11 protein-coding genes are annotated in these 13,822 nt (G+C 65.0%); 7 read left to right on the forward strand and 4 right to left on the reverse strand.

Translation table 11 applies throughout. The features are described from left to right. Positions 1–144: 144 nt before the first annotated feature. Together AC1DRD_RS21575 and AC1DRD_RS21580 are read left to right on the forward strand one after the other, a co-directional pair. Entirely contained in the window at positions 145–3,063 is a 2,919-nt protein-coding gene (locus AC1DRD_RS21575; RefSeq protein WP_478042971.1) for a M16 family metallopeptidase, read from the forward strand. Between the two features lie 489 nt (positions 3,064–3,552). After that, positions 3,553–4,203: a DUF4893 domain-containing protein gene (locus AC1DRD_RS21580; protein WP_478032659.1), complete on the forward strand. Its 651-nt coding sequence runs from the start codon at positions 3,553–3,555 to the stop codon at positions 4,201–4,203. Between the two features lie 141 nt (positions 4,204–4,344). On the opposite strand, the gene AC1DRD_RS21585 is transcribed toward AC1DRD_RS21580, so the two are convergent. The 4 genes from AC1DRD_RS21585 to AC1DRD_RS21600 are packed head-to-tail and all read right to left on the reverse strand — an operon-like array spanning position 4,345 to position 9,175. Beyond that, complete coding sequence (locus AC1DRD_RS21585) at positions 4,345–6,126, reverse strand: AMP-dependent synthetase/ligase (protein WP_478042972.1); 1,782 nt, start codon at positions 6,124–6,126, stop codon at positions 4,345–4,347. A 52-nt stretch (positions 6,127–6,178) separates the two neighbouring features. Next, entirely contained in the window at positions 6,179–7,945 is a 1,767-nt protein-coding gene (gene ggt / locus AC1DRD_RS21590; protein ID WP_478042973.1) for a gamma-glutamyltransferase, read from the reverse strand. A 55-nt stretch (positions 7,946–8,000) separates the two neighbouring features. Beyond that, a complete protein-coding gene (locus tag AC1DRD_RS21595; protein ID WP_478042974.1) occupies positions 8,001–8,123 on the reverse strand; it encodes a hypothetical protein in 123 nt (40 codons plus the stop codon). 26 nt (positions 8,124–8,149) lie between these two features. After that, a complete protein-coding gene (locus AC1DRD_RS21600; protein WP_478042975.1) occupies positions 8,150–9,175 on the reverse strand; it encodes a quinone-dependent dihydroorotate dehydrogenase in 1,026 nt (341 codons plus the stop codon). A gap of 302 nt (positions 9,176–9,477) precedes the next feature. On the opposite strand from AC1DRD_RS21600, the gene AC1DRD_RS21605 reads away from it, so the two are divergent. The 5 genes from AC1DRD_RS21605 (at position 9,478) to sufC (ending at position 13,717) form a co-directional block, all read left to right on the forward strand. Continuing rightward, entirely contained in the window at positions 9,478–10,329 is an 852-nt protein-coding gene (locus AC1DRD_RS21605; protein WP_478032665.1) for a helix-turn-helix domain-containing protein, read from the forward strand. Between the two features lie 233 nt (positions 10,330–10,562). Continuing rightward, entirely contained in the window at positions 10,563–10,991 is a 429-nt protein-coding gene (locus AC1DRD_RS21610) for an SUF system Fe-S cluster assembly regulator (protein WP_478042976.1), read from the forward strand. A gap of 124 nt (positions 10,992–11,115) precedes the next feature. Continuing rightward, positions 11,116–12,579, forward strand: coding sequence for a Fe-S cluster assembly protein SufB (sufB, locus tag AC1DRD_RS21615; RefSeq protein ID WP_478032667.1), 1,464 nt, complete (start codon positions 11,116–11,118; stop codon positions 12,577–12,579). Between the two features lie 156 nt (positions 12,580–12,735). After that, positions 12,736–12,987 carry a hypothetical protein gene (locus AC1DRD_RS21620; RefSeq protein WP_478042977.1) on the forward strand — a complete coding sequence of 84 codons (252 nt, stop codon included), beginning with the start codon at positions 12,736–12,738 and terminating at the stop codon, positions 12,985–12,987. Further along, entirely contained in the window at positions 12,974–13,717 is a 744-nt protein-coding gene (sufC, locus tag AC1DRD_RS21625; RefSeq protein ID WP_478042978.1) for a Fe-S cluster assembly ATPase SufC, read from the forward strand. Before AC1DRD_RS21620 ends, sufC begins: the two co-directional genes overlap by 14 nt. Positions 13,718–13,822: the final 105 nt, after the last annotated feature.

The following is a 13,822-nucleotide window of genomic DNA, read 5'->3' on the forward strand; positions in this document are numbered from 1 at the left end:
TACGCTATACCGATGCGGCAGCGCACAATTGCCGCTAGCCCCGATCTGGGTCGAAAAAGTGGCGACACAAGGGGCAGGATATGACCTTTTACTGTTGAGGCGAGGGCGGTTGCCGCTCGCCGGACGACGCCCTACACAGGCGACATGGCCATTACGTTCCGCGTTCCGCGTCTCGCCGTCCTCGTCACCATTGCTCTCGGGATGTCGCTCCCGGCGATCGCCCAGCACACAGCTCCGACTGCGCCGGCGCCGCTCGCCGTCCGCCCGGAAGTCGATCGCTCGCCCTGGCTGTTCAAGGGCAGCGATATTACCCCGGATGCCGAATGGCATTTCGGGACCTTGCCCAACGGCTTGCGTTATGCGGTACGCAAGAACGGCGTGCCGCCGGGCCAGGTGTCGATCCGCGTGCGCATCGATGCGGGCTCGCTGTACGAGGACGACAGCGAACAGGGCTATGCTCATTTCATGGAGCATCTGGTGTTCCGCGGCAGCCAATATGTCGCCGACAATGAGGCGAAGCGCACCTGGCAGCGGCTGGGCGCGACCTTCGGCAGCGACACCAATGCGCAGACCACGTTCACCCAGACGGTGTTCAAGCTCGATCTGCCGTCCGCCACGCCAGCCTCGGTCGACGAGAGCCTGAAGATCCTGTCGGGGATGATGGAAGCGCCGAGCTTCGACGACAAGGTGGTCAATTCGGAGCGACCGGTAGTAATGGCCGAACAGCGCGAGGCGCCAGGGCCGCAGGTGCGCTTCGGCGATGCCCAGCGCGCGACGATCTTCGCGGGTCAGCCGTTCGCGACACGGTCGCCGATCGGGACGACCAAGACGCTGGAAGCGGCCACCGCCGCCAGCCTGCGGGCGTTCCACGACAAATGGTACCGGCCCGAGCGGGCCGTCGTGATCATCTCGGGCGATGTCGATCCGCTGGTGTTCGAGACCCTGGTCGACAAGAATTTCTCGAGCTGGAAGGGTAAGGGTCCCAATCCGGCCGACCCCGATTTCGGCACCCCGGCGAGCAAGCAGCCGACCACCGGCACGCTGGTCGAGCCCGGCCTGCCGACCCTGGTGTCGATGGCGGTGCTGCGTCCCTGGCATTTCAACAACGACCTGATCCTGTTCAACCAGAAGCGCCTGGTCGACCTGATCGCGATTCAGATCATCAATCGCCGGCTGGAATCGCGCGCGCGCGCCGGGGGTAGTTTCCTCCAGGCGCAAGTCAGCCTCGACGACGTGTCGCGCTCGGTCAACGGCACGTTCGTCAACATCGTGCCGGTCGGCAACAACTGGGAACAGGCGCTGAAAGACGTGCGCGCGGTGATCGCCGATGCTCAGGCCAACCCACCGAGCCAGGCCGAACTCACTCGCGAACTCGCCGAATATGATGCCGCGATGAAGAATGGCGTCGATACTTCGCGCGTAGAGGCAGGGTCGGCGCAGGCCGACAATATGGTCCAGGCGCTCGACATCCGCGAGACGGTCGCGGCGCCCGACGTGTCGTACAAGATCCTGACCGACGCGCGCGCCAAGGGCATGTTCACGCCCGCATCGATCCTGGCGTCGACCAAGCGCGTCTTCCAGGGCGATGCGACCCGCGCCTTCATCACCACGCCGGCCGCCGATCCGGCGGCGGCAACCAAGCTGGCCGCCGCGCTCGACGCCGATGTGTCGAAGCTGGCGCCCAAGCGCACCGCGCTGGCCGCGATCGACTTCTCCAAGCTGCCGCCGCTGGGCGCGCCGGGCAAGGTCGTCAGCACCGAGAGCATCCCCGATCTCGAGATGCAGAAGGTCGTGTTCGCCAATGGCGTGCGCCTGCTGCTGTTCGTCAATTCGAGCGAGACCAACCGCGTCTATGTCCGCGTACGCTGGGGCGGCGGATATAACGCCATCCCGTCCGACCACCGCACGCCGGCCTGGGCAGGCGATATGGCGCTGGTGCCGAGCGGAATCGGCAAATTGGGCCAGGAACAACTCGACCAGTTGGCGACGGGCCGGCGGCTCGGCTTCGATTTCGGAATCGACGACGATGCCTTCACGCTCGCCGGCGTCACCTCGCCGCAGGATTACAAGGATCAGCTGCGGCTGTTCGCCGACAAATTGAGTACACCCGGCTGGGATCCCGCGCCGCTGGCACGCGCCAAGGCAGTGATGCTGGCGGGCTATCCGGGACTCGATTCCTCGCCCGACGGCGTGCTCAGCCGCGACCTCGAATGGTTCCTGCACGACAAGGATCCACGCTGGGGGATTCCGCCCGCGGCGACCGTATCGGCGTTGACCCCGGCGCAGTTCCGCACCTTCTGGCAGCCGATCCTGGCATCGGGCCCGATCGAGGTGGAAGTGTTCGGCGACGTCAAGGGCGACGAGGCGATCGCTGCCGTCGCGGCGACCTTCGGCGCCCTGAAGCCGCGCGCGGCACCCGCCGCCGCCGCGCCGCCGATCAAATTCCCCGAGCATAATGCGACGCCGATCGTGCGGACGCATTCGGGCCAGGAGAATCAGGCGGTCGCGCTGATCGCCTGGCCGACCGGCGGCGGTGTCGAGGGCGTTCCCGAAAGCCGCAAGCTCGACGTGCTGGCGCAGGTGTTCAGCGACCGGCTGTACGACCGGCTGCGCACCGAAGCGGGCGCGAGCTATTCGCCCAGCGTCGGGTCGAGTTGGCCCGACGGCGCCGCGAGCGGCGGGCGGATCATGGCGATAGGCCAGGTGCCGCCCGACAAGACCGACCTCTTCTTCCGCCTGTCGCGTGAGATCGCGACCGACCTGGTCAAGAACCCGATCAGCGACGACGAACTGCAGCGGGCGAAGACGCCGATGCAGCAATATGTCATGCGGGCCTCGACCGGGAATACCTTCTGGCTCAACCTGTTGTCGGGCGCGGCCTATGATCCGCGCAAGATCGCCTCGGCGCGCAGCATCCTGCTGGATTATCAGAACGTGACCGCCGCCGATCTCCAGGCAGTGGCGGCCAAGTATCTACGGCCGGACCGGGACTGGACGATGGAAGTGGTGCCCAAGGCGGTGGCGGCGAAGGCAGGGCTGAGCGTCGCGGGCGGGGCGCAATAGGAAGCTGCAAAAGGCGTTCGCGGACACCGGCCGGACACTCACCGCCCAAGCGCGGCCGCGATCGCGGATCGGGGGCGATGAGTGCTGACGGAAGCTCGGCATACGCCTTCCTCATCGGTTGACGGCCTCATCCGGGACATTCCGCAATGACCAAGATCTCCTGTCCGGCCGAGTGCTCGCCGGACGGGAGAAGCGAATGAAGGCGCTGTCGCCACTGCTGCGCGAATAGCCAAGGGGCCCGAGTCCGGGCGCTTGCCGTCGGGCGCGCCGGCCCAAACCGTGCGTAGCGGATTAGGGTCGTTACTGGTGTCATCAAAAGTAACAAGGTGGTATGCTTGTAACAGGCATCGGCGGATCGTGCGCCGGGTGCGGTCAACCGCTTTGATGCCAGCGTTCCACCGCAGATTTTAACCTTTTGTTAACTATCTCCGGTCACCTTTAGGCAACATTCTGAAAACAAGTTATTTAGCCGAAGAGAAGGGGGCAGAGATGCGCTGGTTCTTGGTCGGAGTGGCGACGCTTGGCGTCGCCCTGGCCGGATGCACAACGGGCCCGAAGGCAGTGGTGACCGTCGCCGCCGGTGCCCCCGTCGAACAGCCGACCGGCTGGCGGGCGACCGCGACGGCCGACGATCAGGCGCGGATCGAGGGTCTGGGCGATCGCATGCAGCGCATGCTGGCGGCGGTGCCGGCGGGTGCCCGGGCGCGCGTCGCCGCGGAAAGGCCGTTGCTCGATCCAAAGTCGGCGCTCGACGCGCCCGCGCTCTCGCCAGGATCCTATCAGTGCAGGCTGGTCAGGATTGGCGGCCGGCGCGGTGTGGTCAGCTACAAGTCCGATTTCTGCTATATCGCAATGGTCGACGGAAAGCAGAGCTTCACCAAGCAGACCGGTACGCAATTGCCCGGCGGCTGGTTGTTCGACGACGATAAGGACAAGCGCCTGATCTTCCTGGGCACGCTGCGTCCGCAGCAGGCGCCATCGGCCCCGCCATATGGCCAAGTACGGCAGCGCGACGTCGCCGCGGTGATTGAGCGCATCGCGCCGTTCCGCTGGCGGATGGCGCTCGTCAAGAATGACGGGCAGGGCGACCAGATGCTCGACATCTATGAGCTGATCCCGGTGGTGAACGGGTCGAGCTGAAGGCGCGTTCTGAAGAGTCGATAGACCCTTTGTCTTGACGGGACATGCCCTCCCCTAGCCCCGCGTGAGGTGAAGAGCGCCCCGCGCTCTTCAGGCCATGCCGGGGCATGGCCGACCTCACGCGCGTAAACGGGAGGGGAATTACCCTTTGTAGAGCGCGTCCAATCGCGGGCCGTACACCTCCTTCAACACATGACGCCGGATCTTCAAGCTGGGCGTCATCTGCTGGTTCTCGATCGTGAACGGTTCGTCGGCCAGGATGAAGCGGCGGACGCGCTCGACCACCGACAAGTCCTTGTTGACCCGCTCGACCGCGGCGAGCAGCGCGGCGCGATAGTCGAGATCGTCGGCAAGCGCCTTCGAATTGCACGCGGCCCCGGTCCTGGCGCACCATTCCTGGGTCCATTCGGGATCGGGCACCAGTACCGCGACCATATAGGGCCGCCGGTCTCCGGCGATCATCGCCTGACCGATTTCGGGCTGCAGCGTCAACATGCCCTCGACCTTTTGCGGCGACACATTGTCACCCTTGTCGTTGATGATCAGGTCCTTCTTGCGGTCGGTGATCTTGATCCGGCCCTTGTCGTCGATCATCCCGATGTCGCCGGTATGCAGCCAGCCGTCCTTGAGCACGCGCGCGGTTTCTTCGGGATTGCGCCAATAACCGTGCATGACCAGTTCGCCGCGGACCAGGATCTCGCCATCCTCGGCGATCCGGACCTCGACCCCGTCGAGCGGCGGGCCGACCGTGTCCATCTTGAGGCCGGCGCGCGGGCGGTTGCACGAAATGACCGGCGCCGCCTCGGTCTGGCCATAGCCTTGCAGGAAGGTCAGGCCGAGCGATTGGAAGAAGATGCCGATTTCGGGATTGAGCGGCGCGCCGCCCGATACCATCGCCTTGATCCGCCCGCCAAAGCGCTTGGCGATCTTGGGCATCAATAGCGATTTCACGATCAGGTTCATCGGCTGGTCGTAGAACGGCACGCCGCCCGCGGCCTTCTTGCCGCCGATCGAGACCGCGCGGCTGAGCAGGTAATTGGACACGGCGCCCTGTTTCTCGACCGCCTTGGAGATGCGCGTCCGCAGCACCTCGAACAGGCGCGGCACCACAACCATGATCGTCGGACGAACTTCCTCGATATTGCTGGCGAGCTTGTCCAACCCTTCCGCATAGTAAATCTGCGCGCCGAGCCCGATCGGGAAATGCTGGCCGCCGGTATGCTCATAGGCATGGGAAAGGGGGAGGAAGGAGAGGAACACTTCGTCCTCCCAGCCGAAATCCTCGGCGATCAGCGTGCAGCACGCCTCGACATTGTGCAGGATCGCGCCGTGATGCTGCCGCACGCCGCGCGGCGCGCCGCCGGTGCCTGAGGTGTAGATGATGCAGGCGAGATCATCGCGGTTCGCGGTGATCGGCAAGTCGTCGAGTTGCGCCGGATGGTCGGCGATCAGCTTCGACCAATTATGATAGACCAGATCGGTCTGGCCGATGCGCAACTCCTCCAGCCCGATGACGATCTTGGCCTCGCTGGCGCGGGCGGCGGCGGGGAGCAGCGGGCGGGCGAGCTTGGCGGTCGAGACGATGATCGCACGCGCGCCCGAATTCTCGATGATATGGCTGTGGTCGCGTTCGGTATTGGTGATGTAGGTCGGCACCGTCACGCAGCCGGCGGCCATGATCGCCAGATCGCTGATACACCATTCGGGACGGTTCTCGCTGACCAGCATGACGCGGTCGCCGGGCTGCAGCCCGATCGCCTTCAGCGCTGTTGCCAGGCTGGCGACTTGCCGCGCCGTCTCCACCCAGCTGAGCGGGGTCCAGGAGTCGCCTTGCTTGCGCCACAGAAACGGCTGGTCGCCCCCGGCCCGGGCGCGGGTAAAGAACATCGCGACCAGGTTGGGGAATTTCTCGATCTGCCGCATCCGGTCTCTCCCTTACGACGCGCCGCTTTCGGCTGCGCCATTTAGGCCGACGTTATTCGGATGGGCGGTTGGGCGCCATCCCCATCCGCCTGATCACGGTGACCTTGCCGTCCTGTCCCATCGCGACACCTTCGCTGCGCGGATCGGCGGCACCGACCCATTTGCCGCCGACGCGCTCGATCGCATTGGCCTTGAGCCCGAGCGGAGAGACCATGATCTTCTCGCCCAGCGCGCGCAGTTGCGGCGCCATCGCCTCGGCCTGCGTGCCCGATTCGGCGACCGCCGTCTGGCCGGGTGCATAGACAAGCCCGAGGCCGATCGCGTCCTGCGCGCTCATCTTCCAGTCGACCACCGCGACGATCGCCTTCGCCACCTGGGCGATGATCGTCGACCCGCCGGCCGCGCCGATCGCCAGCCGGACCTTGCCGTCGGGGCCATAGACGATGGTCGGCGCCATCGAGCTGCGCGGGCGTTTGCCCGGCCCGACGCGGTTGGCGACCAGATAGCCGTCCTTGTCGGGGACGATGTCGAAATCGGTCAGCTCGTTGTTGAGCATGATGCCGTCGACCGACAGCCCCGATCCCCACGGCCCCTCGATCGTCGTGGTGACTTCGACCACATTGCCTGCCTTGTCGGTGACGACGAGGTCGGTGGTGCCGGGGGTCTCGCTCGGCGGCACGCGCTTGCGCGGCGGGGCGCCTGGCGGCGTGCCCGGTGCCACGTCGGCGATCGACTTGTCGGGCGAGATCAATGCCGAGCGCGAGGCGATGTAATTGCGGCTCAGCAGGCCCGCGAGCGGCACGCTGACGAAATCGGGATCGCCGACATACATGTCGCGGTCGGCGTAGGCGAGGCGCGAGCTTTCGGCGAACAGATGCCAGGCGACCGGCGAATCCTTGCCCAGCTTCGCCATGTCGAAGCGCTCGAGCTGCTTCAGGATCATCAGCACGGTGAACCCGCCCGACGAGGGCGGGCCCATGCCGCAGATGCGGTAGACGCGATAGGTGCCGCACAACGGCGCGCGCGGCTTGGCGCGATAGCTGCCGATGTCGCTGACGGTCATCTTGGACGGATTGCGCTGGGCGTTATTGACCGTCGCGACCAGCCGTTGGGCGGTGCCGCCGGTATAGAAGGCGCTAGGCCCGAGGCGAGCGACGCGGTCGAACAACTCGGCCTGTTTGGGGTTCTTGATGATCGTGCCCGCGGGCCACGGCTTGCCCGACGCATCCATGAAGATCGCGCGCGCGTTCGAATCCATGTGCGCGGCATATTGGGTCAGCGCGTTGGCGAGCCGCGGCGACGCCTGGAAGCCATCGCGCGCCAGTCGTATCGCCGGCTGGAACAGCCGCGCCCAAGGCAGCTTGCCCGATTGCGCATGCGCCATCGCCATCACGCGGAGTTGTCCGGGGACGCCGACGCTTCGCCCGCCGGGGACCGCCGCGAAGTGCGACAGCGGCTTGCCATTGGCGTCGTAGAACCACTTGCCGTTGGCGGCCATCGGCGCCGCCTCCCGCCCGTCGATCGTGTTGATCTTGCCGTTCGCCGCGTCATGGCGAACGAAGAACGTGCCGCCGCCCATCCCGGAGCTTTGCGGCTCGACGACGTTGAGCGCGAGCATCGTCGCGATCGCCGCGTCCGTCGCGCTGCCGCCAGCGTTGAGGATTTCGACCCCGGCCGCCGCGGCGCGGGGATCGGCGGCGCTGACCATGCCGGCTGCGGCGGGCTGGGCCACCTTGGCGATCCGCGCGGGCTGTCGGGCGGACCCCGTTGCCGCCATGGTGGAGAGGGCGATGGCGGCGGCGACGAACAGCTTCTTCATGGCGGGCGACCCTAACGGCATGGGAATGAGAGACAAGGCGTTGCGGCCGCGCGACCTATAGACGACGGTTACGGCGCAGCGCGAAAATCAGCCCGACGATCACCGCGATCGGCGCGAGCAGGATGATCGCGAAGATGAGCGCGAAGATCAGGAAGTGGATGACCGAGAAGATTGCCATAGGGTTCCCCGTTGTGGCCGAAGACGTCAGCTCGCCCCGATTGCTTCTGCGATCTGAGCGAAACCATCGCGCCGCATGAGCGCTTCCATATCGCGCACGATTCGTCCCGGTAGCGATGGGCCGCCATAGACGAGGCCGGTATAGATCTGCACCAGGCTCGCGCCGGCGCGGATGCGGGCATAGGCCTCGGCACCGCTGTCGATCCCGCCGACCGCGACGAGCGGCAGCGCGCCGCCGGTCGCCGCCCTGAAATCGCGCAGTCGTTGCGCGGCGAGCGTCGCGAGCGGCGCGCCCGAGAGCCCACCGCTTTCGTCCGCGTTGGGGGAGGACAATGAGGGGCGGCTGACGGTGGTGTTGCCGACGATCAGCGCGTCGATTCCGGCATGGATCGCGGCGCGGGCGATTTCGTCGATTTGCGCAGGTTCCTGATCGGGCGCGACCTTGAGGAACAGTGGCGTCGTCCCGCGCGCCGCGGCGGCGCGGGCAAGCAAGTCGGTCAGCGCGGGGCCGTGCTGCAGGTCGCGCAGGCCCGGCGTGTTGGGCGAGCTGATATTGATCGTGACATAATCGGCGATGGGCGCGGCGGCCGCCACCCCGTTCTCGTAATCGGCGATGCGATCGGCGGCGTCCTTGTTGGCGCCGACATTGATGCCGAGCATGCCGGTGCGCCTCGCGGATCGTGCACGCGGCAGCGCGGCGGCCAACCCGCCATTATTGAACCCCATTCGGTTGATCACCGCCCGATCGGCCACGAGACGAAACAGCCGCGGTTTGGGATTGCCCGCTTGCGGCAGCGGCGTCAGCGTACCAATCTCGACTGCGCCGAAGCCGAGGCCGAAAAAACCGGCGATCGCTCGCCCGTCCTTGTCGGCGCCGGCGGCTAGACCGAGCGGATTAGGAAAGGTCAGCCCAGCAACGGTGACCGGCAACGATGGCGGCCGCGCGGCGAGCGGTGTTCCGACCACTCCCCAAGCCGCGAGCATATCGATGGTCAGGCCATGCGCGCGTTCGGCATCGATCGCGAACAGCAATGGGCGAGCAAGAAAGGCCATGAGCGCGGCCATGGCAGGACACGCTGCGAGGGTCAAAGCCCCTTACGTTACGGAAACGGTCTAAATTCACCACACGGCGAATCCATCCAATACGACTCGGGCACGAAGGGCCTAGGACAAGCATGCGACCCGAAGGGCCCCTGGGAGGGGGTTCTTTCCCTTGACGGCCCGGTTTTCGAAAGAAAATCGGGCCGCTTTCTTATGTTAAGCCAAACCGACGATATACTCATTTTGGGTGGCGATTCCGTCCGGAATGATATAAAAACCGGGCTACGAAAGAAAAACACAGGGGCGCAACTTTCGTGTCGGATATCCAACTCGATTATCGGGTTCCTTCACCCGACCTCGCGGATCATGTAACATTATTCTATAATTTTCGCGCCGACATGCCGTGGTTCGAAGATATGGAGCGGGCTGACTATGCCCAATTCCGCTTTCGCCTGAGCCCTGGCTTCGCGTGTTATTATTTCCCGAGCGGGGAGAAATATGCCCATCCGATCCATGTCGTCGGCCCCACCAGCGGCGCGACCAAGTGCCGCGTAGAAGGGCCGGTGCGGCTATTCGGGTTCGGCATCACGCCGGCTGGGTGGGCTGCGATGCTCGGCGGCGACGCGTCGGACATGCTCGACGATGCAATGGAAGTCGGGCCAAACCTGCGCCCGCGTGCCGAAGCCGCGTTTCGGGCGATCGCGAATACGGAGAATATGGACGAACGCGTGCTGATCGCGGAGGCGCTGGTCCGCGAACTCACGTGCAGGGCGACACGGGAATCGGTCAGTTTCGCGCATCAGGTGGACGCATGGCTGGAAGGCAACACGTCCCCCGACATCGATGACCTGATCGCGGTCACCGGGCTGTCGCGCCGGCAGGTCGAACGCAAGTGCAATACACTTTACGGCGCGCCGCCGAAGTTGCTGGCGCGCAAATATCGTGCGCTACGCGCGGCGGTCGCAATGTGCCGCGGCGACATCAGCTTCGATGACGCGGTCGGTCGCGGCTTTTACGATCAGTCGCATCTGATCCGCGAAGTGAAGCAATTCACTGGCCTGACGCCGAAGCAAATCCGCGATCGCCCGACCGCACTGGCGGAGATCACGGTGCAGCAACGGCTGGCGATGTCGGGGCTGGTGAGGCCGCTGATCACGAGTACCTAAATCTCCCTCTCCCCTTGTTGGAGAGGGAAGGGTCCGCTCGGCGCAGCCGAGTGGGAAGGGTGGGGGCAGGTAATGGACCTCCCAAGCCTGCCCTCACCCTTCCGAGGCTTCGCCGCTCCCTCCCTCTCCCGATGGGAGAGGGATTTAGGGAATTTAGCAGGTTGACGCAGCCCCCTCTCACGCCCACATGGCAATCGGATCGATTTGATCCGATTTGAGAGTCGTTCGCAACAATGCGTCTTTCCAGCCTGGCCGATTATGCCGTGGTGATGATGTCCGCCGCTGCGCGCCATTGCGGCGGGGTGGGGCGTCTCAACGCGACCTGCTTGGCCGAAGAAACTGGCTTGCCGCTGCCGACCGTACAGAAATTGGTGAGCAAGCTGTCGTCTGCCGGGCTTATCGAGAGCCAGCGTGGCACTGGCGGCGGGTTTCGCCTGTCGCGCCCGCCCGCGGCGATCAGTCTGGCGGACATCGTTGAGGCGATCGAGGGGCCGATCGCGATGACCGCGTGCGTCGAACATGGCGCGCACGATTGCTGTGTCGAGGAAAGCTGCCGCGTGAAGCCGCACTGGAATGCCGTCAATGGTGCCGTCCGCGGTGTGCTGGCCGGCGTGAGCCTCGCGAGCCTGTCCGCTGCTCCTGCGCTGGAGGTTCAGGCCTGATGCTGCGCGCGGCGAAAACACTCTTCCTTCGTGGCTTCGTGTCTCCGTGCGAGTCTATTTTTCTCGCACAAAGACACAAAGGCACAAAGATTCTAGATGGCCGCTGTGCGGCCGGGGATTTCTGATGGCGACGAAGAACGCAGAGGCGCTGGCCGCCGCGAACAAGAAATATGAGTGGGGCTTCGCCTCGGACGTCGAGCAGGAGTTCGCGCCCAAGGGGCTGAGCGAAGACACCGTCCGCTACATCTCGGCCAAGAAGAACGAGCCCGAATGGATGCTCGACTGGCGGCTGAAGGCGTTCCGGCTGTGGCAGACGATGGAAGCGCCCGACTGGGCCAAACTCGACATCGCGCCGATCGATTATCAGGACGCCTATTATTACGCCGAGCCCAAGGCGAAGAAGACGATCGCGAGCCTCGACGATCTCGATCCCGAGATTCGGCGGACCTATGAGAAGCTCGGCATTCCGATCGAGGAGCAGAAGGTGCTCGCCGGGGTCGAGGGCGCGCGCAAGATCGCGGTTGACGCAGTGTTCGACAGCGTCTCGGTCGCGACGACGTTCCGCGCGGAGCTGAAGGCGGCTGGTGTCATCTTCTTGTCGATCAGCGAGGCGATCCGCGAATATCCCGAGCTGGTGAAGAAGTGGCTGGGCAAGGTAGTGCCCCAACACGACAATTATTTCGCGACGCTCAATAGCGCGGTCTTTTCCGACGGCACCTTCGTCTACGTGCCCGAGGGCGTGCGCTGCCCGATGGAGCTGTCGACCTATTTTCGCATCAATGCCGAGAATACCGGCCAGTTCGAGCGCACCCTGATCGTCGCCGACAAGGGCGCGTACGTCTCGTATCTAGAGGGCTGCACCGCGCCGATGCGCGACGAGAACCAGCTCCACGCCGCGGTGGTCGAACTAGTCGCGCTCGACGATGCCGAGATCAAATATTCGACGGTCCAGAACTGGTATCCGGGCGACGAGAATGGCCTGGGCGGGATCTACAATTTCGTCACCAAGCGCGCGCTGTGCCAGGGCAAGAACAGCAAGGTGTCGTGGACCCAGGTCGAGACCGGGTCGGCGATCACCTGGAAATATCCCAGTTGCGTGCTGGCGGGCGAGAATTCGGTCGGCGAATTCTATTCGGTCGCGGTGACCAACAACCGCCAGCAGGCCGACACCGGCACCAAGATGATCCATCTCGGCAAGGGGTCGCGCTCGACCATCGTGTCGAAGGGGATCAGCGCCGGGCGGTCGAACAATACCTATCGCGGGCTGGTGCGCGTCGCTCCGACCGCGGAAGGCGTGCGCAACTTCACCCAGTGCGACAGCCTGCTGCTCGGATCCGAATGTGGGGCGCACACCGTACCCTATATCGAGGTGCGCAATCCCTCGGCGCAGATCGAGCATGAGGCGACGACCTCGAAGATCAGCGAGGATCAGTTGTTCTACGCGATGCAGCGCGGGCTCGATCAGGAAGCCGCAGTGGCGCTGATCGTCAACGGCTTCGCGCGCGAGGTGCTGCAGCAGCTGCCGATGGAATTCGCGGTCGAGGCGCAGAAGCTGCTGGGGATTTCGCTTGAGGGGTCGGTCGGATGATCCTCACCCCCATCCGTCATGCCGGCCTTGTGCCGGCATCCACGGAGCCGCATGCGCTGGGGTTTGAGGCCCGGTGGACCCCGGCACAAGGCCGGGGTGACGGCGTATGGTTGGCTTCCGAGGTGCAGGATTGGGAGATCAGCCGGGAGACGTCGGTTGGATAGCCCCCTCTTCTTCGAAAGCACGACTTATTGGTCCGAAGGCGATGAGCGAGCCCATTTCGAATGGCTCGGGCGTATCGATGCGATCAAGAGCGTCGTTGGCAAGGGCGATCGACTCTACTTGGAAGTCGACACCGCCGCCCTGCAGGCTGACCATCTTCGTGAATTGCAGGCTGTCTATCGCCGCTACGGCGCCGACCTCGGGCAGTTAGATAAGTTGAAAGATGCTGAGAATGCTCAAGATTGAAAACCTCAACGCCGAAATCGACGGCAAGCCGATCCTCAAAGGCCTTTCGCTCGCGGTGAACGCGGGCGAAGTGCATGCGATCATGGGGCCCAACGGCGCGGGCAAGTCGACGCTTGGCTATGTGCTCGGCGGGCGACCCGGCTATGAGGTGACTGAGGGATCGGTCAGCTTCGACGGCGCGGACTTGCTCGAGATGGCGCCGCACGAGCGTGCTGCCGCCGGACTGTTCCTCGGCTTCCAATATCCGGTCGAGATTCCCGGCGTATCAAACGTCCAGTTCCTGCGCGAGGCGCTCAACAGCCAGCGCCGCGCGCGGGGCGAGGGGCCGCTGTCGGGCGGCGACTTCCTCAAGCTGGCGCGCGCCGAGGCGGCGGCGCTGTCGATGGATGCTGAGATGCTCAAGCGTCCGGTCAATGTCGGCTTTTCCGGCGGCGAGAAGAAGCGCAACGAGATGGTGCAGATGGGGATCATCGCGCCCAGGCTCGCGATCCTCGACGAAACCGATAGCGGGCTCGACATCGACGCGCTGCGGGTGGTCGGCGACGGCATCAACCGCATCATGCGCGCGCCCGACAAGGCAGTGGTGCTGATCACGCATTATCAGCGGCTGCTCGATTATGTGAAGCCCGACTTCGTCCACGTGCTTGAGGGCGGCCGGATCACGCGGACGGGCGGGGCTGAACTCGCACTTGAACTCGAGCGCGAAGGCTATGGGGCGGTGGCGGCATGACAACTTTGTCCGCCAAACCTTCTCCCCTTGTGGGAGAAGGATACCGCAGCTTGGCAGCTATGCTGCCTAGCGAAGGTTGGATGAGGGGTACGCGGCGCTCCGCGC

The organism is Sphingomonas sp. P4_G2 (assembly GCF_056401155.1).